Raw genomic sequence first — 21,325 nt, 5'->3', positions numbered from 1 at the left:
GTCACGTAGTATCTATTAGGAGTTATCTAACCATGTCCAATATCACTCGTCGATCGTTCCTGACCGCGGCTGCGGCTGCAACCGCTGCGGGCTCTTCAGCACCCGGTTTTGCCCAAGAGGACAAAGTCATTCCCGGTTTCGACCAGACGGACACTGACGTCGACACATCACAAGTCTGGACACCCTTCAGCGACCGCAAGATTCGGTTGGGTATTGTCGGCCACGGCGTGTGCAAATTCGGTCTGAAGTTTGAACTCCAAAATCATCCCAACGTCGAGCTGGTTGCAGTCAGTGATTTATTTCCAGACCGCTGCGCCGAAATGGCTCAGATAGCCAATTGCGCCAAGACGTACCCGTCGCTCGAGGAGATGGTCAAGGACGAGTCCATCGAGGCAATCTTTTGCGCCACCGATGCGCCTTCCCATGCCAAACACGCGGTTCTTTGTATGGAGCACGGCAAACACGTTGCGACGGCGGTTCCGGCGTTTTTTGGCGATATTGAGGACGCCGAAAGACTCTTGGAATGCTGTCAGAAGAACAAGAGTCTGGTTTATGCCATGTTCGAAACCTCATGTTTTCATGACGATCTCTACGCTATGGAAAAGCTCTTTGCCGCCGATGTTTTTGGTCGAATCATCTATTCCGAGGGCGAATACTGTCACCCTCATTCGATCGGGGCACCTAGGCTGGGCTCTTACAAAGACTGGCGAATGAATGGAGCTCGGATGTGGTATCCGACGCACGCGACGGCTTACTATGTTGGCGTAACCCACAAGTCTTTGCTTGACGTCTCCTGCCAGGGCACGCTGCCGTTTGACGAGGACAAGCGTATCCCCAACGCAATTGGGAACATGTTCACCTCTGAAGTCGGCCTGTTCCGCACCGCCGAAGCAGGACTTTCCCGAATGATCATTTGCGGTTCACAAGGCGAGTACCTCGAAGCAGGCCGCCTTCGGGGCGAATATGCCGGGTTTCACAAGACGTTCAGGGGCGACAAGGTCGGAAAGCGGCGCTACGCCGAAGCGATCAAGGGCGGCCTAAAGCTGAAGAAATACGCGTTGCCGCCGGGCGTGAAACCCGGAGGACACGGCGGCTCACATGGCTACCTGGGACACGACTTTATCGACTCGATATTGCAAGGTCGCAAGCCGAGAGTTGACGTCATCGACGCACTGAATATGACCACGCCCGGCTACTATGCGCACCTGTCTGCAATGAAGGACGGCGAAACGATGAAGATTCCGCAGTATTCGCTATAGACGCGACGCGGACCTTTTTGAAGCGGCTTTCGAAATGCCGACCGGCGTTTTCGTCCTGGCCGACGATCTGACACACGGCTTGGTTCCGACAAAGGGTAAATTAAAGTAGAACTGAAAACAGTTTCATTGGACAAATAGTATGAAACGAACACTTGGCATCTTCAGCCTATTCTCACTGATACTTTTGGTGTCGGCATCCTTCGCTGACGCTCAGGAGAAACCGAACATCGTTTTCATCCTCGCCGATGATCTTGGCTACGGTGATCTCGGTTGCTATGGCCATCCTTATGCAAAAACGCCGAACATCGATGGCCTTGCCAAAAGTGGAACGCGGTTCAGCCGGTTTTACGCCACGGGAGTGACTTGCCAGCCCAGTCGAACGGGCTTCATGACCAGTCGTCATCCTCGCAGTTTCGAGCGTCGGATCGGTGACTTTGGGTTTGCGGATCGCGCGACAATCACGCAGCTGCTCAAGAACAACGGATATGCCACCGGGCATTTTGGGAAGTGGCACATCGGCCCCGGAGCCGAAGGGAAGAAGGCATCGGAAAAGATCCCGCCAGTACCCAATTATGGCATTGATGAGGTCAAGATTATCGGTTCCCTGAAGGACCGCACGAAGGGGCGTGACGACGACACCTTTGAGGCTACCATTGACTTCATCCAGCGCCACAAGGACGAGCCGTTCTATGTCAATGTGTGGGCCCACATTACGCATTTCAGCATCCCATCGGATACCGTGTTTGCCGAAAAGTTCAGAGACCTGCAGGTCGATGAATCACTCTTCGGTCCGTACATGAAAGCCAACAAGTTCGATATATGCAGAGATGAATGGGGACGGAGTGTCGATGACTGCATGAAGAACTACCTCGCCGACGTCTGGAGCCTGGACGCAGCGATCGGCCGGTTGCTGAAAAAGCTCGATCAGCTGGGGCTTTCGCAGAACACGATCGTCGTCTTTGCCAGTGATCAGGGACCCGCCAGAAACACGCTCAATACAAGTAAAGCCAACCAGGTCGGCGACACGACCCGCGCGAACATGATGGGGTGGCCAAAAGAACTTCGCGGCGGAAAGCACGAGATGTACGAAGGCGGGGTGCGCATCCCATTCATCGTCCGTTGGCCGGGCAAGGTGCCTGTCGATACGGTCAACGAGACCAGCATTCTCTCCGGCTTGGATTTTCTGCCAACACTGTGCCATCTGACCGACACGCCTTATGACAAGGATCAGTTCGAGGGACTGAATGTTGCCGATGTCTGGCTCGGAAAGGAACGGAATCCGGAGCGTTACCTTTATTGGAAGAAGCAGTATCCGACCGCACTGCACGGCGATTGGAAATACCATGTGAACAGGCGTGATGGCGACGAGCTTTATGATTTGGTGAATGACCCGAATGAAACCGTGAACGTCATCGCCAAGCACCCAGAAAAGGCGTCGAGCATGCTCAAGTCCATTACGGCTTGGGACGAATCCCTGCCGGCACTGCCGCGACCTGCGACTCCTTTAAAACCAAAGACAAAGAAAAAAACGGATCGCCCCAAGTCGCAAACGGCTCCTACCACGAAACAAGAAAAAAAAGAATCGAAAGCAGAACCTGCTTCGTACCCGTGGCAAAACTACAACGGACCGTTGCAACAGAACTGGTTCGAATTGCACGACGGGTTGAAGAATTCGCAGTATATCTTTGCGACGACCAAGAAAGGGACGGTCGCTTTTGTCGGTGGCTCCATTACCGGAATGCCCTGGCGAAAGAAGGTGATGGAAAACCTCAAACGGCGTTTCCCGTCGACAGAGTTCAAGTTCATCCTTGCCGGAGTCGGTTCAACCGGAACCATGTATGGTTCATTTCGACTGGATCGGGACGTCATTCAAAAGGGAAAAGTCGATCTGCTGTTCGAAGAAGCGGCGGTGAACGATGTATCGATTGGACGAACGGCCGACCAGGCGGTTCGTGGCATGGAAGGCATTGTTCGGCGCGCGCGGCGGGCCAATCCTGACATGGACATCGTCATGATGCATTTTGCCTGCCCGGACAAGCTCGAAGATTACGAAAACGGGAAGACGCCCGAGGTGCTTCAAAGTTTCGACAAAGTAGCAGCGCATTATGGCGTGCCGACGCTTGATATAACCGAGGAGATTTACGAGCGCATCAAGCGCGGAGAGTTCACTTGGAAGGGTGGCATCAAAGGCGTGCACCCATCGCCCTTCGGACAGCAACTTTACGCAGACAGCATCGAGCGACTGCTCGATGAAGCGTGGTCGGGAAAGCCCCGTCCGGTCGTTGCTCATGCGATGCCTGAGAAACTCGATCCCTCCTCCTACGACCAAGGCAAACTGTTTCCGCCGCAAACGGCTGCAAACCTGAACGGGTTTGCCGTCCAGACCGACTACGATGCCGCTGCAGAAGGCGGCAAAGTGCGAACAGGTTGGAACGAGCGGCCCCAGTTGATCGGACACAATCCGGGCGACAGCTTTGACATCACATTCAAAGGTTCCGCTGTAGCCATCCAGATTATCGCCGGACCGAAAGCTGGCATCATCGAACACAGCGTCGATGGCTCCGATTGGGTGAAACAGGATTTATTTGTTGCCAAGAACAGCTTCAAACTGCACCTGAACCGGATCTACATCCTGCGCGAAGGACTCGACCCGGAAGCGGAACACACCTTAACCGTTCGAATCAGTGACAAACGAAACGAGCTGAGCAAAGGCAATAACTGCCGCATCGTCTATTTCGGACTCAGCGGCGACCCGCGCTCCCCCGAAGGTGTCAACGTGGACGGAATCTACTTTGACGGATCCGACGGACATGGTCCGGAGAAATAAAAAAGAGGTCGTCTACAAAACCATCGGAGCAAGACAACTGAAAATGCATGTCGACTTCCCGCCGGCTGGAAGAAGACCGACACGCGGCCCGCCAAATACGGTTTTCACGGTGTCCTCTGAATCAGCGTAAAAAGTTTTCAGAAAGTATGTCCACACTTTTCATCTCGCGCATGATGTAGTTTATGGACCGCAGTGAAATCCTCAGAGTTTTGATGCCCGAACGGACGAAGCAGATCGCCCTGGCGTGGTCGATCCTGCGTCAGTCCCACCTGTCAGAAGATGCCTATCAGGACATGTTGGCAAGAGTGTTCGAGAATGATGGCATTTTTGAGGGGCCTCAACATCTGCGTGATTGGTCGTGGAAAGTGCTTCGAAACCGATGTTTCGAGTTGATTCGTCAACAAAAGTACCAGGTCACTTTGCTTGACGAATCTATTCTGAATCTAGTGGATGCAGAGCTTGAGCGCCGCGACACCAGTGATATGCCGCTGCGGGCCGACGCACTTCGCAACTGCATTGACGGATTGAGCGAAAAGTCACGTGAAACGATCAGGATGCGCTACTTTGAGGGTTTGCGTGGGAAGCAGGTGGCAGAGAAGCTCGGTAGTAAACCGGCGGCTGTCTACAAGGCTCTGCAACGCATTTACGTCACGCTTGCCCAGTGCATTCAAAGGAAGTTGACTGCACTCGACACGGGAGATTCCATCTCATGAATGATGAACAATTCCTGCGTCTGACCACCTTGTATCTGGAAGAAGCGATCGATGCCTGCGATCTGGACTTGCTCAATCGCGACCTTGCAAACTCACCTGATCGCGTTCGGCAATTCAACGACCTCCGTCTGCTGGCAGGTTTGATCAATGAACATGGTTATGCAGTCGAATCGGAGGGCGCTACTGATCTCGAAACGAACAGTCCCGCGGAATCTGCAAACTTCAATTCTCCCGCTGGCAGCTCTGGAGCGAACGCAGAGTCACACTTCCCGTCACGGCGGGCAACAGCTATCGCATTGGCGGTACTGGCTACAGCTGCAACGCTTTTGCTTGTATTGAACTGGCCTGACACGACCCGCCAACGCGATGAGACTGCTACCGCGATTGCCACACTGGCGTATACATCCCATGCGAGATGGGGAAGCGAAGAACGAGCGCTGGGAGACGGGTTCGGCAAGGGCAAACTGCATTTGGAGGTTGGCCTGGCACGATTGGATTTTTGTAATGGTGCCACTGTCACGCTTCAGGGGCCTGCCGAGTTTGAGATTTTGTCGACTGACAGAACAATCCTGAGCAGTGGAATCCTCACGGCGTCCATACCGGAGTCTGCGGTGGGGTTCGAAGTCGTCACGCCGGCAATGGATGTCGTCGATCTGGGAACTGCGTTTGGTGTTTCGGTGGGAGCAGACGGCGAAACCGACGTCTGCGTATTTGAAGGTGAAGTCGAGGTCAGTCATTCCGTAAGTGAGGACGTGCCACAGCTTGTTCGAGAAGGCAACGCGGTCCGGTCCAAACCTGAAGCCGACTCGATCGACTCAGTGGACTACTCGACAGAGCGTTACGAAGACGCCTGGCCGGTCACGTCCGGTGTGTTGCAGGCGACCGGACTGACGAAATTTGTTTCCCCTGGTCCCGACTTCGTCCCGGGAAGATACGAGGACAGCGAGCGCATTCTGGTATTCCTTGAGCGTTCGCAAGTTCTGCTGAAATCGGATCTCAAAGTCAACGTGACCGAACTAGGCCAGTACATCCGAGTTCGACGCCAGGACAAACAGCCGATCGCTGCCGGGCAGGTGGTTCGGAGTTATCTGCTGCAATTCAATCCGATCGGTGAGTTCGGCCGGAAAGAAGCCGACGGCGCACGAGTCATCGGACAGATCACATTTGATCGGCCGATTCTCGGACTGATTGGTGGGACGAAGCTGCTCAACGCGTCAGACGAACAGCTCGGGCATCCTCTGGGCGACTATGGAGACACCCTGCGCGGCATTGAGCCAACCCGTCCGGATGACCTGCCTGACTCAGGCCGAGACAATGTGACACTCAGCCGGGACCGCCGGACTTTGTCGCTTGATCTTTCAGCGAGTTCGGCTGTCGATCAGATCCGAGTGATTGTTTCGGAGCAGTAATAGTGAGCCGCCGCTACAAGCCCAATAGCACCAGAGTCGAGAAATCGTCGTTTCAGCCCGGAGGGCGACACATTGACACCGATTCACCGCACCTCAGACTTGTGTCGGCTTCCGGCCTTGCTGCTTGACAACTCCTCACCGGTGGCTGACGCCACCGGCAGAGATTTCGCCGGGCTCCGCCCTCAATAACCTTTTTCAACTCACCCCGAATAATCTTAAACCTGAATAGTAACCATGAAACTTCAACACGCACTGAAAGCACTGGTCCTTTGTTTGATCGGAATGCCCACCATCGTCTTGGCGGAAGAGAAACCGAACATCGTCATCATTCTCACAGATGACCAGGGCTATGCCGATGTCAGCTACAATCCGCACTCCCCGCCAGAAGTCAGTACACCGAATATCGATGCCCTCGCACTTTCGTCCATCACCTGTACTCAGGGCTATACCAGTGGACACGTGTGTTCGCCGACTCGTGCAGGACTGATGACAGGTCGTTATCAGCAACGATTTGGAATCTATACAGCAGGTGAGGGAGGCTCAGGCGTTCCGCTTGATGAAGTGTTTATTCCTCAGCGACTGGGGCCAGCCGGTTACGTCTCTGGTGCATTGGGTAAGTGGCATCTCGGACTCACTGAAGAGTACCACGCCATGAATCGAGGGTTCGATGAGTTCTATGGCTTTATGGGACGCGGGGCGCATCCTTACTTTGACCACACAGACATGGACCACCCCATTTATCGTGGCCTCAAACCGATCAAAGAAGAAGGCTACCTCACCACTCGAATCACTGAGGAAGCAGTCGATTTTATCAACCGCCACAAGAAGGAGCCTTTCTTCCTCTATGTCGCTTACAACGCAGTGCATGCTCCACCGGAGGCCCCCGAAGAAGACATCAAGAAAGTTACTGGCGACGAAACTCGCGACATCCTGATGGCCATGATCAAGCACCTCGATATGGGAGTTGGGGAGATTGTGAATTCGTTGAAGAAGAACGACATTTTTGACAATACACTGCTAATCTTTCTCACGGACAATGGCGGTTCCGGTGCCATGAACGCCAACAATGCACCGCTTCGCGGCTTCAAGCAGATGGACTACGAAGGGGGAATTCATGTCCCGTTCATTGTGTCGTGGCCGGCTCAACTGGATGGCGCGAAGAAATGCGACGTTCCCATGTGGTCGACTGATCTGTTTGCCACGGCTCTCGACGCTGCTGGGCTTCCCATGCCAAAGGACAAACCTCTGGATGGTAAGAGCATCCTGCCCGCCCTCAAAGGTGAAACCGACAAACTCCACAACGAATTGTACTGGAGTTCTGCGGGGGCCAATGGAAAATGGGCCATCCGCAGCGGGAATTGGAAGTTGGTCGCACAGAAAGATCGTATTGAACTCTTCGATCTCGAAAAAGATCTCAGCGAAACCACCGACCTTGCTGCAAAACACCCGAAAGTGGTTTCCGAACTCACAGCCAAATACAACGCATGGCTCGACGAAATGGCTGACCCGGTAGGCAAGCAGGAAAAACGCTGGAATCCTGATGCCGGTGCACCAGCCAAGAAAATGACGAAAGAAGAAAAGAAAGCGGAACGCGAAAAACAGAAAGCCGCACGCAGCAAAGCACGCGAATCAAACAAGAGCGGCCAAACTCCAGAATCATCCAAATGATCCGCTTGTAGGAAGCCCGCTTTTGTAGCGGAAGTCGTCAAGACTTTTGGGCATTTTCAGTGTCTGGCCGAAACTCTTGACGAGTTCCGCTACGACAGCAATTTCCACGACGATCCTTAGCCAAAAATAACACCATGAAAACCTTTACTACATTTTCGATCTTCTGTTTGTCGGCAATGTTTGCTTCAGTCGCTCGCGGAGAGCGTCCTAACATCATCATGTTTCTGATCGACGATCAGAACCCTTCGAGCATCGCCGCATTTGGGGGCGATACCTACACTCCCAATCTCGACCGCATGGCAAAGGAAGGGATGAAGTTCACTCGCGCCTACGTCAGCAGCTCGGTTTGTACTCCTTCTCGATACACCTTCCTGACCGGTCGGTTTGCGGGTAACTCGCATAGCAATCGTTACGCCGAAGCGGTCGGCGGCAAAGAGAATCAGGGGCTTCCCAATTTCAATGTCGCACTGGAACGCGACAATATGAACGTTGGAAATGTTCTCCGTGAAGCCGGCTACACCACCGGATTCGTTGGGAAATTTCACCTCACTTCAGATTTGGATTTTCCAGAGTTTTACAAAGGGAAAGACAAATGGATCAACATTCCCAAAGACGCGAGTCCTGGGCCCGAAACCTCGGCTCAGTTCAAACACAACGAACTCTGGATGCGTCGTTACCTCCAAACGCTGGGCTTTTCCTGGGCAAAGAACGTCTACCCGGAAAACATCCACTCGCCCTATTCCTCGCACAACCCTGAATGGACGACGGTGGCCGCTCTGGAATTCATTGAAGAAAACAAGGACGGCCCTTTCTATCTTCATCTTTGCAGCACCCTGCTGCACGGGCCGGACAAGTCCTGGCGAAAATCCATGGATCACCCGCTCATCACCGGAGAGGGAGAAGCCCGAAGCCTTCCAGAGGTCATGACACCTCGCGCAGAGCTTCTCGAAACAATCACTGAAAAAGGTTTCGATCCCGACAGCCATGTGGCTGGTGAAGCGTGGATCGACGATTCGCTCGGAGCGATTTTCCGAAAGCTCAAGGAACTCGGAATCGATGACAACACGCTGGTGATTTTTGCGCCGGATCATGGTCGCGATGGCAAAGGATCCGTCTTTTCACACGGTGGTTGCCAGGTGCCCATGATCATGCGTTGGCCAAACGGAATCGCCGCAGGGCAAGTGTGTGAAGAACTCGTGCAGAATATCGACCTCGTACCGACTTTCTTCGACTTGGGTGAAGCAGAGAAACCGAACTCTTACCGGATCGATGGACAGAGTCTCACCCCTCTTTTCAAGGACGGACAAGCCGAAGATTGGCGGGATCATCTTTATCTCGAAATGGGAGCCGCGAGGGCAACAGTCACGAAAGATTGGTCCTACATTGCCGTTCGCCACACCAAAGAACAGATCGCTGCCATTAAGAAAGCCACGCCGAACAACTTACCCAAAGCCATGTCCTACATTGGACGTCTAGGCATCGGAGTCAGAGGGGCAGATCGCCCCGGCTTCTTTGACGAAGATCAACTCTACCACCTGCAGCGGGATCCGAAAGAAATGAAGAACGTGGCTTATAAAAACGCTCAGGCCACTCGCATGAAAGAGATGCGCAATCTCATGCAGCAGGACCTCGAAGTCATTGGTCGTCCTTTTGGAGAGTTCATCCCCGGAGGGAACGCGGCTGAACCCGGCCAGATCGACAAACAAATCGAAATCGTCAAACAACTCGAAATCAAAGGCAAAACGGTAACGGTGCCACAAGCGTTGAAGCAAGAGCTGGGAGTGACGGATGAACCAGCTCCCGACGACAAAGCAAAAAAGAAAGCGGAACGCGCAGCGCGTAAAAAGGCTCGCAAAAAAGCCAAATCAAACAATCAGAAAGACTCCGATAAATAGTCCCAGGGCCTGCAAGAAGATTTGTGTAACTGGTTGCATTGGATTCTACTTGAATCGGAAGGAGCAACCCCATGGTACGCAAGAAACAAGAAGCTATGGGGATGTGGGATGCTTAACTTCATACAGAGAACAACTTCATGCGAATTCACTTACTTGTCGCTGCTCTGGTCCTCTCGACCACGACTTTCTCCGTCACCTTCGCGCAAAACCAGCGCGGCCCCAAGCCTGCGGTCTCTCCCGAGACCCTTGCCCTTTACAAGCCCGGTGAGTTCAAAGGCGTCAAGTACCGCCTGCTGAAACCCATCGACTTCGACCCGGACAGGACCTACCCACTGATCCTGAGCCTGCACGGCGCAGGTGGGAAAGGTTTGCAGAACATCAAAAGTCTGCGCAACTGGAACGAGTGGCTGGCTGATGAAGAACTCCGACGCAAGCATCCCTGCTTTGTGCTTGCTCCGCAGTCGCCCACATCCTGGTTTGATCCCGCTGCCGAGCACAGCATCCTGCCCGAGCACGGCACGGTCACTCTGGAAGAGATTCCCGAGGGCATGCGCAAGTTCGGCCAGCGTGCGCTTGAACTTGCCGCCGACGTCGCCAAAAACCCCGATGACCCGCGCATCAAAGACGGCGTGCTCGGCAAGGTTTTCGAGTACATCGACACCGAACTCAGCGTGAAATACAAGATTGACGCCGACCGCGTCTATTGCCTCGGCCATTCCATGGGCGGCTTTGGAACCTTCGCCGCCGTCTATCAGCACCCGGACCGCTTCGCCGCTGCCATCCCCTCGGCCGGCGGTTTTTTTCCCTGGCTCGACGCCAAACGTATCAAAGACGTGCCGCTCTGGATCTTCCATGGCAACGACGACAAAGTCGTCGACTACGGTGGCTCACGCCATCCGTTCGAGCGGCTCAAGAAATTGGGCGCCAACGCCAAGTTCACCACCGTCACGGGTGTCGGGCACGGATCCAACAGTCTCGCCTTCAACTACACCGGCGACGATCCCGACAAAGGCTATTTGACTGAGTACGCTTCGAATCGACCGGACAAGACCGATCATGTCTGGGATTGGTTATTCAAGCAAAAGCGGTCGGGCAAGTTGGTGAGTACTGACATCAATAAGACGCTGCAGGAGATCAACGATCGATTCAAGCAAGTTGATGTTGAGTTGGTTGAGTGGCCTGAACCATTGCATCAACCGTTCGGCAAGCTCAAGAAGATCGCCTTTATGGCGTACCCGGCGAACAGGCCCAAGGGAAAATTGCCGTTGCTTATTTCGTTGCATGGCGCGGGCGGAAGGAACATGAGTTTGCAAGAGCAGCTTGCGAGATCAGCGGAGGTGAAGGCACTCGCTTTGGCGGAACTTGCTGGGAGAGATTTGATTTTGCTGGAGCCGAACACAGCAGATACCTGGCGTGTGGAATCGTTGAATACGATGCTCGATTACATTTTGGAGAACCACCCAGAGGTTGACACGAATCGTATCTATGTGATGGGGCACAGCATGGGTGGCTATGGAACTTGGGCCTGGATAAATGAGTCGGCCGATCGTTTTGCGGCAGCGTCGCCCAGCGGTATTCCGATTGGCGATAGCGGCGATGTCGCGAGTCTTGTTGATTTGCCGATTTGGGGCATGGTTGGTGGAGACGACAAGAAAGACAGGGTAGCCGGAATCAAACGGATGGTGGAACGCCTGCGAGCTGCGGGGAACAAACATGTGAAGTACACGGAATTTCCTGGAGCGGATCATGCTGCAGGAAATGCGGCGGTCTTCAGTTCAGTGGAACTGGTCGACTGGATGCTTGGATTTTCAAGGGGAGAATAGAGAGACTCTTTCCGTACGTTTCCTGAGGACTAAGCAATTGCAGTATCAACGATTCATCAAAGTTATATTCCTGAGTCTCGGCATTGCATCCAGTTTTGCCTACGGGCAAACAGCATCCATCTACAACATGGACGAGATGAAGGATGTCTCTTTGCTAGAACTGGAAGTCTTGCGAGATTGGCATCCGGTGGCGACCACCCCGCCAACTCAGCAAAAAATAGTAGAGATTACTCTCTGCGATTTTGAAAACGGAAGAAAGGTACGGATACCGATTACTTATGTGGTTCCAAATGCGAAACAAGCCTGCCGTTTTATCGTTTCTTACGGTAACCTCGGGCCGACGGTTTACAAAGAGTTTGATGGCTTGAAGACGACGATGTTGGAGAATGGCATCGGCTTTGTCCTTCCTGCTATTGGGCCCATCAAAAGATGAAGCCTGACGCGTGGGGGAAATAAACTCAGCCGACCATTCGACACAAGAAAAACAAGAATTTATGTTCTGTGAGCAATGTAACTCAGCTGAATTGACATGCTTAATCGCGTCCACAATCTTCCCGCAACCGTTCTCGCTGGACCAGCTACAAACTCTGATCGCTCCGAAGCTTGTCAATGCTGGTTTACATTTCTTCTCACACCAATGATCGTCTCGGATTTGCCAGACTACCGAGACGCGGATGAAGTTCATTCCACAACCGCGACAGTTGATGCTGATCATTCTTGCTAGTTGGATCAATCGACAACAACAAGAAGTCATCGCGTACCTTCGCATCGAGAATGCCGTTCTCAAAGAGCAGTTCGGCAAGAAGCGAATCTTGCCGACCGATGATCAGCGGCGTCGTTTGGCAGTCAAAGGCAAGGTTCTCGGAAGCAAAATACTCGAGCAGTTTGGGACTCTGTTCACACCGGGTACAATCCTCCGTTGGCATCGTCAATTGGTTGCCAAAAAATGGAACTGCTCCGATCGCAAAGAGAAGAGAGATGGCCGGCCAAGAGTGCGAACTTGAACGCAAACTTAGAGCGGTTTTTTGAATCTTTGAAATCCGAGTGCCTTTACAAACTGATTCTCTTTGGTGAGAACGCAACCCGTAGAGCTGTTCGGGGTTTCCTCGTTCACTATCACACTGAAAGAAACTACCAAGGATTGGGCAACGTGCTGATCGTGCCGATAGATCGTCCGCCTGACATGGGTGCCAAGATCGAACCAATCGAGCGTCTTGGTGGCTTGCTTCGATCGTATCGACGCGCTGCATAATTCGATCGGCATTCACTCACTCGCAGCACTCCGGTTTCAAGACAATCGGTTTGAAATCTGTTGCGCGGTGCGGCCGTTTTGAACCGGTTTTTAAAGGCACCGATGAATATGGGCTCGATCTCGATCAAGAATTCGACCTTCTATGGCAAACCAACCTCCGATTTCACCGACCTAAATACTCGTTCGACTTTTTTGACCACACGCCCTTGTCTTTCGTATCGGCTATCCATTCATCCAATCGAACTCGCAGCTCAGCAAGCGTTTTCTGATGCTTCGGGGATTGAGCCAGGTTGCTGAGCTCGTGCGGATCGTCCTGCACGTCGTAGAGTTCTTCTTCGGGTTTCGTTTCAGCGAGAATCAACTGCTGTGCCTCCGTGAGTTCGTCTCGTGCGTGGAGGTCTCTGATGACAGCCAGCATAGGTCGGTAGTTCTGAACGTAACTACACTCGCGATAGCCGTTTTCTGGCGTGTAATTTCGTATGTATTTGAACCGCTTGGTTCGTACACAACGGATGTGATCCATGACTTCGTCTACAAGGTCCCGCGCGGCAAAGATGTGATCTCTTTTCTTCGCTCTCTCCCCGAGAATTGAGTGACCGTCGAGATAGGTTGGCAACTCTGCTCCTGCAATATCCAGGATCGTTGCCGAAATGTCGATCATGCTGACCATGTCATCGTTGACCATTCCAGACTTAATGGCGCCAGGCCAGCGTATGATCAGAGGCACATGGATGCCTCCGTCGTAGAGCCAGCATTTCCCGCGCAAATGGCAGCGACCGTTGTCGCCGATGAAGATCACAATCGTGTTATCCTCAATGCCCTCGGTCCTCAGACGCTCAAGGATGGCAGCCACTTGGCTGTCGACCTTCTCGATGGAATCGAGGTACTCCGCCCAGTCTTGCCTGCAGACCGGGTGATCGGGGAAATAGGGTGGGAGCTCGACTTCATCCAGCTTGACCGGATGCTCGGACGCCCCTCGTACGGGAGCCCAGCCTTCCTTCGGCTGTCGGTGCGATATGTTCAGGGTAATCTGAGCGAAGAAGGGCTGGCCCTTCTTTCGTTGTGACCAGTCTCTACCATCGAAAAGGGGCTCGGCCTCGAAATTGAGGTCTGTCTTTGTGGAGTACCCACACCCCAAGGCGGTGAAATAGCCTGCCTCGCGCAGCAGGTGTGTAATCGGCTTCATCCCTTCCGGCAGTATGACGCCACGTCGTCTCTGATCTTGCGTGTCGGTCCGTGTCTGGTAAACGCCGGTCATCATCGCATTGCGAGATGGCGTACAGGATGGAGCCGTGCAGAAGGCTTGCGTATACCGCGCCCCTTGTCGGGCCAGGGCGTCAAGATTGGGTGTCTTCACCGCCGGGTGACCATAGCACGAGAGTTCCGTGCTTATGTCTTCGGCCATGATCCACACGATGTTGGGTTTGTCGTTGAAGCCCGGGACAATCCCCAGGTCGCGTACATCGCCGGAATCAGCAGGGATCGGTTCGACTTCGGCGAGGCTGGCGAACACAGGGCCGGCATGACTGGATGTGGCGCTGATGCGCACGTATCGGGCCTCGACCGGCTCCTCAAACTTGACGCTCTCAACATCCGGACCATTGGGGAGCGACGAATCGCCGCACGAACGCCAGCGCTGGTTGTCGAGAGACACGTCGATTCGGAAGTCGCGGATACGCCCGTTTTGGTTGCCGGCGCGGTTGCGCAGGCGCAGGCCGGCAAGCTCGGTGGGCTGCTGCAGGTCAAGGGTGAAGGTGATCGGAAATGCCCTGTTCGCGTCGCGCCATTCGGAGTGCCAGATGGTTGCCGGGTCGCCGTCGATCGCAAGGTCGGCAGGGAAGTCCGGATGACTGCTCGAGGAATCCGCGGTGATGCCGCCGCTATCGCGGAAGAGCGTGCGTAGCCTTTCAGGTGTGAGTGACGCAGCGGGCTCGAATTCGGTACTGCCTGCATAGTGGGTCAGTGCGCGATGCAGTTGGCGGGCGACGATGCGGGTCCCAGAATCCGAGGTGACATCGAGGGTACAAACGAGAAGTTTGCCGGTTCCGACTCTTGCTTCGAAAATGGCAGTCGGCACTGCGTTGCGATTGTACTTGTCAATGAAGCGAAACGGCTTTTCGATTTTGGGATCGAAGCCGGTCAGATCAATGGCGGTCGATTCGGCGGTCAGTTCCCACCACTGCCAGTTGGTATACGTGTCGGTCGGAAAATTCTTCCACAGTGGGTGCTTTGCATCGATGGTTGCACCAAGTGTTCCAGGTTGGTTGGGGAAGTGGAGCGGCGACCAGAAGACGGGAATGAAGCGGGCGGGGACGGGATTGCGGATGGTGTTTGCCTGGGGCAAAAGGAGCACGGTCTTGCCCTGTGCCAGATCGGCAAGGCAGGCATCGGTCACGGTTTGGTAGGTGCTGACCTCCGGCAGGGAGGCCTTTTTCGGATAGACCCAAACCGGCCAGGTGTTTCGCGCAGTGCCGTCTAAGGCCTCAATAATGAGGTCAAGGCGGGTGGGTTCGGTGAGGTTGGCGAGGGACGCTTCTAGGTGACCGATCGGGTGGCCGTTACCGACTCCGTACTTGCGCGGGTCAAACTGTACTGTGGCAAAGGCCTTGCCGCTGGGAGTAGCCAAGCAGGCATTGAATCCCACTTCCCGTGCGGCTTCGGAGAAGTTGGCAAGCTCGAACCTGGCCACGAAGGTCTCGGAGTTCTCCCAAACGAATTTGTTCATCCGCACGAGGGGGACGACAGGGGAGCAGAATTCGCGGAACGCTTTTGGCGTGATCAGGCCCTTGCTGTCCCAGAATGCATCCAGCAGGCCCACGGTGGCCGTGCTTTGTCCGGGAAAATCCTGGAGCTGGAGGAGTTGGATGCCGGCGAGCCCCTTGGTTCGCAGCGCGCGCTCGATGTCTTCCTTGTAGAGCAAGGCGGCGAGCTTGCCGGAGTCACGGGTAAAACGGCTGGCGTCGGCGAGTAGTCCCTTCTCACGAAGGTCGTGCTGGATCACTTCGAGCGACGGGGAACGCAGCGGGGTCGATTCGTATTTCGGCAACTCGGCAAGATTCGGGTAGACCACATACTGGCCGACCTCATGGGTGACGAGGGGGATGTCAAGACAAGCAAGGCCCTCGGCGTAGTCGCTGTCGGTTGAGGGGAAGGTCGCGTTGAGGAAACCCTGGCCCCGGACCCAGCCAGACTGCGTGCGCTGGGAGATGAAGAAATCGTCGGCGGGGCCCGGTAGGCTGCCGCGTGGGGAGAAGGCGAACGTAGTGGAGGTGAAAAGGATGCCCGGTGCCATCGTGCGGAAACGTTCGACTAGACGATCCATTGCCTCAAGATCGCCTTTCAGCTCGTTGCCGAGGGAGAACATGACGAAGGAGGGATGATGCCCGTATTCGCGGAAGATACGTTCGCCTTCGGCCAGGAAGAAGGCGTCGACTGCTGGTTTGCCGCCCATCGAGAACGTCCAATTCGGCAGTTCGACCTGGAGGTAGATTCCGTGACGATCTGCGGACTCGAAGGCGGCCTCGGGTGGGCACCACGAGTGAAAGCGAAGGTGGTTGAGACCATAGTCGCGGCTCGTCCGCATGATCTTCTCCCACTGCGGGCCCTCAACATCGGGATGACCGGTCTGTGGGAAAATGGCGCATTCGAGATTCCCGCGTAGGAAGGTGCGGGTGCCGTTGATCCGCAAATCGCGTCCCTCGGCGGTGAACTCCCGGAAACCGAAGCGACGGGTGAGAGTGTGGAGGATCGTACCGTCGGGGGCGATGAGGGAAACGGTGAGTTCGTGAAGAGCAGGCGAGAGTTCGGACCACGGTTTGGCGTCGTGAGATTGCCCGGAAAGAGACACGTCACCTCCGGATGCGGGGGCCGTTGCGATCGCCACGCCATCGACGGACGCAATCAGCTTCTGAGCGGAACGGAAGCGGCCGTGGGCGTTGACTGTGAGTCGACCATCGGCCTTTGTCGAAAGCTCCACGTGTTCGATCCGAGACTTCGGCAGCGCCTCGAGCTTCAGCTCACCAAGGACGCCATTCCAAATCGTCTGGGTTCCGGCCGTGTATGCGTGACCGATATTGCCGATATCGACAATCTGGCGGTTGTCGATGCGCATCGTCAGTGTGTGTGTTTCGCCTGGCTTGACGTGCGAAGTGAGGTCGTAACGATGGGGAACCGAAAGTGAACGTTGTGGATTACCGACCGGCTTCTTGTCGATCCAAACACGTGACTCCCAGAGGACGCGTTCGAGAGTGAGGAGGATGTCCTGACCTGACCAATCGGCAGGAATGGTGATCTCGCGTTGATACCAGGCCGGGCCGATGTAGGGGTGACGTTCACGGAGACGGTTCATCGTCTCCTTGTCCATGCGCAGTTCCATCTTGAGAGCACGTCCCTTGCCTTGTGCTGCGGTGGTTCCCGGGAGATGAATCGTGTCGGGGAAGTGCAAGGTGTGGGAACCACTGCGGAGCCCGAGGTCTTCAGGATCGAGAACGAACCGCCACTGACCCGACAGGTCGACCGGGCCACCGGGCTGTGTGCCCGGTGGTCGTATCGCGGGCGGAACGTAAGAGGTCAGTCGAGGCGGCAGTTCCTTCCCCGTGGCGACGTCAATTGGATAGTTCGCGCCGTTCTGATCCAGGTGGTCGATTAACTTGCGAGCCAGCCGGCTCACGACTTCAGGATGTCGGTTTGCCTGATTGGTCCGTTCGCCGATGTCCTGGGTGAGGTCATACAGTTCCCACGCCGACTTGTCGTAAAGGTAGATCAGTTTCCAACTCCCCTCGCGAATCGATGACTCCGGACCGCTATGAGCCCAGAAGTTAGGCTCATGCCAGAAAAAGAGCTCGGGGCGAGCGACCTCTTCTCGGCCACTGAGAAGATCCGTGATGTCGTAGCCGTCCAGGAGTTCCGGCTTGGGGTGCGCGGCACCGGTTAGCCGCAGCAGGGTTGGCATCCAGTCGGTGTGGATGTACGGGCGGTGATCGACGCGACCCGGTGTGAGGGGCAAATGTCGTTGCCATTGCGACGCCACATCCTGTGCCCCCCAGGCGACGATGTTTGGAACGCGGTGACCGCCTTCGTACGCATCGTTCTTCAAGCCCCTAAGCGGTACGTTGTTGACAAGACCACCGTTGTCGGCTGTCCAGATGATCAACGTGTTCTTGGCAATGCCGAGTGTTTCGACATGATCCACTATATCGCCCAGGCTCTTGTCTACCCCTTCGATTAGGGTCGCGTAGGCGCGTTGAGTTCCCTCCAAATTCGGGTAGTTTTTTTTGAAACGTGGATCCTCAAGTATCGGGGTGTGAATTGCATAGTGGGACAGGTAGAGAAAGAAGGGCTTCCCGTCGTTGACCGCTGCGCTGATCTCGTTTTTGGCCTCCAACGTTAACGCTTCCGTAAGATGTACCTGTTGGCCGGTACGCTCGACGTGATAAGCGTCACGACCTCCACAGGACTTGCCGATCGGCGAGCCGTGGTGATTGGCGTAATGCTTTCGGTCGAAGCCTAGGTTGAGCGGGTCGGCACCGAAGCTGTCTTCCCTGCCAAAGTGCGACTTGCCGATGCAGACCGTACGGTAGCTCGCCTTCCTGAGCAACTCCGGCAGCAGCACGTCCCCTTTCTGAATACCGTCAAGATCCTGCATGGCCGAGCGCATGGTCTTCGTGTTTTTGCCGGGAGTACCGGTGATAAAGGTCGTTCCGTGCCGGACGGGATTCTGTCCCGTAAGGATCGAGATCCGTGAAGCGGAGCACACACTACAGGACGTGTAGGCGTTAGTGAGCTTCACGCCCCGGCGGGCCAGCCTTTCCATATTTGGAGTACGGAAAGTCTTGTTGAGGTCGGTCTGTTCCTCCCACATCGGCTCAGACGTATCCTGCCACCCATAATCATCTGTGATGAAGAAGATGATGTTGGGCTGGTTCTGTGCTGAGGAATCGCTCTTGTCCGAAGCACCTCGCCCCGTGCCGGGAAGATCGGCACGCTCCACAGCGATGCTCGAAAGCGACATCGCCATCACCAAACCGATCGCAACGATGCCTACATCTCTTGCCATTGTGTCACCTAGTCGAATCTTCAAAGGAGTTGGGGTGTTTGGCGTTAACGGAACAATCGCAGAATCTGATCTGCAACAAGCTCATGTCCCTTTCGATTGGGATGATTCGGTTGCGAAAGGAACTTGCTCACGTTTGTTCCTTCGGACACCAATTCACGAAAGAGAGCATAAGAGTCTACCACCGGCAGACCAAACTCCCGGCCCAATTGCCGAATGGATTCCGAGTGTTTCGCTAGCTTTGTCTCAGGGTCAAGAATATCTTCGTGCGAATCAGGTGTGGGGGTGAGCAGCACGACATGAATGTCTTTGTCCAGCGATTGCTCAATCATCTTTCGCCAACTTTCTTCGGCAACGTCAACGCCAAGCGATCGATCATTCAGGCAATAGTCAATGAAGACGACGTCCGGTTTCAATGACAAGACATCGTCAGCGAAACGTTGGGAGCCACTCTTGGCATTTTCGCCCCCTATCGCTGTGGTGCAAACGTCGATGACCGCAGTGGGATATCGCTCGCAAAGCTCTTGATGGAACAAGATCGGATAAGAATCAAATCGACGGACACGGCCCGCCCGAAAGTAACCGGCGGGGACGGAGTGGCCATGGAACACGAAACGTACTAAACGGTTGTTTGGCCATTTCAGTTGCAGTTCGCGTTTCAGTTCGTCAAAGCTCTGCCGGTTAACCGTTTGGACCGACCTCACTTGGCCCGAACCAAATTTCGGGCCAACTTGGGCGGCAGCATTGAAGCCAATGGTCAACCAACACGTCGCAAACAACCCTGCGTGCATGACGGAATTGTTCTTTGTGATCATTCGTATCAACCTGCTGCGTAGACGAGTGCCGCCGAGCTCGTGAAAACCAAATTGTCAAAGAACAATCGTTCGCTGCTGAGCGGTACGAGAGAAATTCGCATCAGCGTCTCCTGGATCGGTCTTTACTCACTATATCACTGGCCTAGTCACGACGTGAAAATTCGCTTTTCTTCAATCCGCCGATCGCTCAACGACTCCACGAACCGGAAGGAAAACGAGTCGCAAAGTTTTTTACCCCGCGGTTGCTCTCCGGCGGATGGCGTTTTCATGCTATGACGTGCTGAGAGCCTCTACTTAACATACAGTTTTGTGAACTTTAGATTCGGTATGGCCGCGCCCGTTGAGATATCAAAGACGGAATGGTCATAAGGAAAAACGAAGCCAGTGTAACAGGCTCCTTTTACAGAGCAATCGCACGTTGATTTAGTTTTCGGTACAAGGGTTGCGGTGTGCAATTGATTGGTTCAGCCGTTACCTCAAATCGGAGCAAGGCATCCCCAGCCACGATACGCTAAGACGTGTCTTTTCGAAACTCGATACTGCAGAGTTCTTTACCGCAATGCACGCTTGGGTTGATCGGTTCGCCGGTTCGCTTCGCGAGAAAGGAATCGCAATCGATGAAAAAGTCTTACGTCGTTCCTTTGATCGAGCCGCCGGACAAGATCTGCTCCACATCATCACTGCTTTCGCGACCGATACACGGATGGTGCTTCGGCAGAGATCGGTTGAGAAGAAAAACAACGAAATTCCTGCCGCCGCGGAACTGCTCAAGTCGATCGGCATGGTTTACCGTCATCGTGAAGGTGGTGTAAGCGAACATGACGAGAACACGTTTTTCTTCAGCAGTCTGCCTCCCAAAGTAAAGCGTTTGAGTCGCTTGCTACGTGACCATTGGAAGATTGAGAACAGTCAGCATTATATGCTCGATGTAACATTTTCAGAGGACGCAAGCCGAACTCGCGTCGGTAACTCGCTCGAAATTTCAGCCGCATTTCGACGCATGGCTCTGAATGTTTTGCAACGCGACACTACTGTCAAACACTCGATTCGAGGCAAACGACTCCGAGCAGGAAGGGATGGCAGCGTCCTCGACAACATTTACGCCAGTTTTAGGGGAGTTTGAACGTGCGATTGCCCTGCCCACTGAGGCGGTTTCAAGTTGGCGAAGACCGGTGAATACTGACTGCAAATGACGCCCCTTGCGAACTATACGCTCCAACTATCTCCAGGCGTTTTTTTTTCGAGGCGAAGCGTGCCTTGGCTTCCAGTACAAGACGTTCTCGGTAAATTGTCTCTCTTTTCTGGAGCGACGTGAGTGTTTGGTGATGAGCTACTTACAGATTTGTGCCCGGTTCAGTTGCTCTTGAATCTAACCCAACGCTCACGAACAACGTTGATTCGAAGTTAACACCGTCCAGTCAAAAAACTCCGCCCACCACTTAGACACGGCAAAAATCAAACAATCAAGCATTTGTGAGCCATGTTTCTCAGCCGATCCAACTTTCAGATAGGCGTCGGTAATCTTTGTGCAACTGTTCTCATCGGATCGACTACAAGATCTGATCGCATTGAAGCCTGCTCCCGCGGGTTTACACTAACGCATACTCATGAT

Annotated in this window: 12 protein-coding genes; 10 read left to right on the top strand and 2 right to left on the bottom strand. The window is 54.3% G+C overall.

From position 1 onward, the window contains the following. Nucleotides 1–32 precede the first annotated feature (32 nt). The 9 genes from CA13_RS12715 (at nucleotide 33) to CA13_RS12675 (ending at nucleotide 12,598) form a co-directional block, all read left to right on the top strand. Nucleotides 33–1,259 (top strand): Gfo/Idh/MocA family protein, encoded by a 1,227-nt coding sequence (locus CA13_RS12715; protein WP_146397184.1) that lies wholly within the window; start codon nucleotides 33–35, stop codon nucleotides 1,257–1,259. A gap of 139 nt (nucleotides 1,260–1,398) precedes the next feature. After that, entirely contained in the window at nucleotides 1,399–4,086 is a 2,688-nt protein-coding gene (locus CA13_RS12710) for a sulfatase-like hydrolase/transferase (protein ID WP_146397182.1), read from the top strand. Between the two features lie 212 nt (nucleotides 4,087–4,298). Continuing rightward, entirely contained in the window at nucleotides 4,299–4,799 is a 501-nt protein-coding gene (locus CA13_RS12705) for an RNA polymerase sigma factor (RefSeq protein ID WP_419194257.1), read from the top strand. After that, nucleotides 4,796–6,208, top strand: a complete 1,413-nt coding sequence (locus CA13_RS12700; protein ID WP_146397177.1) for a FecR family protein — start codon at nucleotides 4,796–4,798, stop codon at nucleotides 6,206–6,208. Before CA13_RS12705 ends, CA13_RS12700 begins: the two co-directional genes overlap by 4 nt. 234 nt (nucleotides 6,209–6,442) lie before the next feature. Beyond that, nucleotides 6,443–7,876, top strand: a complete 1,434-nt coding sequence (locus CA13_RS12695; RefSeq protein WP_146397175.1) for a sulfatase-like hydrolase/transferase — start codon at nucleotides 6,443–6,445, stop codon at nucleotides 7,874–7,876. Nucleotides 7,877–8,010: 134 nt separating this feature from the next. Next, nucleotides 8,011–9,771 carry a sulfatase family protein gene (locus CA13_RS12690; protein ID WP_146397173.1) on the top strand — a complete coding sequence of 587 codons (1,761 nt, stop codon included), beginning with the start codon at nucleotides 8,011–8,013 and terminating at the stop codon, nucleotides 9,769–9,771. A gap of 137 nt (nucleotides 9,772–9,908) precedes the next feature. Beyond that, nucleotides 9,909–11,594, top strand: a complete 1,686-nt coding sequence (locus CA13_RS12685) for a carboxylesterase family protein (RefSeq protein WP_146397171.1) — start codon at nucleotides 9,909–9,911, stop codon at nucleotides 11,592–11,594. A gap of 37 nt (nucleotides 11,595–11,631) precedes the next feature. Next, the gene (locus CA13_RS12680; protein WP_146397169.1) at nucleotides 11,632–12,027 is read left to right on the top strand and encodes a hypothetical protein; all 396 of its coding nucleotides are present in this window, start codon (nucleotides 11,632–11,634) and stop codon (nucleotides 12,025–12,027) included. Nucleotides 12,028–12,268: 241 nt separating this feature from the next. Beyond that, nucleotides 12,269–12,598 carry a hypothetical protein gene (locus tag CA13_RS12675; protein ID WP_146397167.1) on the top strand — a complete coding sequence of 110 codons (330 nt, stop codon included), beginning with the start codon at nucleotides 12,269–12,271 and terminating at the stop codon, nucleotides 12,596–12,598. Between the two features lie 411 nt (nucleotides 12,599–13,009). Here the strand turns inward: CA13_RS12675 and CA13_RS12670 are convergent, their stop codons facing one another. Beyond that, nucleotides 13,010–18,901, bottom strand: a complete 5,892-nt coding sequence (locus tag CA13_RS12670) for a sulfatase-like hydrolase/transferase (protein ID WP_146397165.1) — start codon at nucleotides 18,899–18,901, stop codon at nucleotides 13,010–13,012. 44 nt (nucleotides 18,902–18,945) lie between these two features. Beyond that, nucleotides 18,946–19,713: an SGNH/GDSL hydrolase family protein gene (locus tag CA13_RS12665; protein ID WP_419194256.1), complete on the bottom strand. Its 768-nt coding sequence runs from the start codon at nucleotides 19,711–19,713 to the stop codon at nucleotides 18,946–18,948. A 442-nt stretch (nucleotides 19,714–20,155) separates the two neighbouring features. Here CA13_RS12665 and CA13_RS12660 point away from each other — a divergent pair, with 442 nt between their 5' ends. Further along, nucleotides 20,156–20,836, top strand: coding sequence for an ISAs1 family transposase (locus CA13_RS12660; RefSeq protein WP_146397163.1), 681 nt, complete (start codon nucleotides 20,156–20,158; stop codon nucleotides 20,834–20,836). Nucleotides 20,837–21,325 lie beyond the last annotated feature (489 nt).

Source organism: Novipirellula herctigrandis (assembly GCA_007859835.1).
Classification (GTDB): domain Bacteria; phylum Planctomycetota; class Planctomycetia; order Pirellulales; family Pirellulaceae; genus Novipirellula_A; species Novipirellula_A herctigrandis.
The sequence above is the reverse complement of the archived record's forward strand: the minus strand, read 5'-3'. Positions and strand labels throughout refer to the sequence as shown.

What these genes read in the sequence shown, in the direction of transcription:
- CA13_RS12715 (WP_146397184.1), top strand. Translation starts at nt 33, where the DNA reads ATGTCCAATATCACTCGTCGATCGTTCCTGACCGCGGCTGCGGCTGCA.
- CA13_RS12710 (WP_146397182.1), top strand. Translation starts at nt 1,399, where the DNA reads ATGAAACGAACACTTGGCATCTTCAGCCTATTCTCACTGATACTTTTG.
- CA13_RS12705 (WP_419194257.1), top strand. Translation starts at nt 4,299, where the DNA reads ATGCCCGAACGGACGAAGCAGATCGCCCTGGCGTGGTCGATCCTGCGT.
- CA13_RS12700 (WP_146397177.1), top strand. Translation starts at nt 4,796, where the DNA reads ATGAATGATGAACAATTCCTGCGTCTGACCACCTTGTATCTGGAAGAA.
- CA13_RS12695 (WP_146397175.1), top strand. Translation starts at nt 6,443, where the DNA reads ATGAAACTTCAACACGCACTGAAAGCACTGGTCCTTTGTTTGATCGGA.
- CA13_RS12690 (WP_146397173.1), top strand. Translation starts at nt 8,011, where the DNA reads ATGAAAACCTTTACTACATTTTCGATCTTCTGTTTGTCGGCAATGTTT.
- CA13_RS12685 (WP_146397171.1), top strand. Translation starts at nt 9,909, where the DNA reads ATGCGAATTCACTTACTTGTCGCTGCTCTGGTCCTCTCGACCACGACT.
- CA13_RS12675 (WP_146397167.1), top strand. Translation starts at nt 12,269, where the DNA reads ATGAAGTTCATTCCACAACCGCGACAGTTGATGCTGATCATTCTTGCT.
- CA13_RS12670 (WP_146397165.1), bottom strand. Translation starts at nt 18,901, where the DNA reads ATGGCAAGAGATGTAGGCATCGTTGCGATCGGTTTGGTGATGGCGATG.
- CA13_RS12665 (WP_419194256.1), bottom strand. Translation starts at nt 19,713, where the DNA reads ATGATCACAAAGAACAATTCCGTCATGCACGCAGGGTTGTTTGCGACG.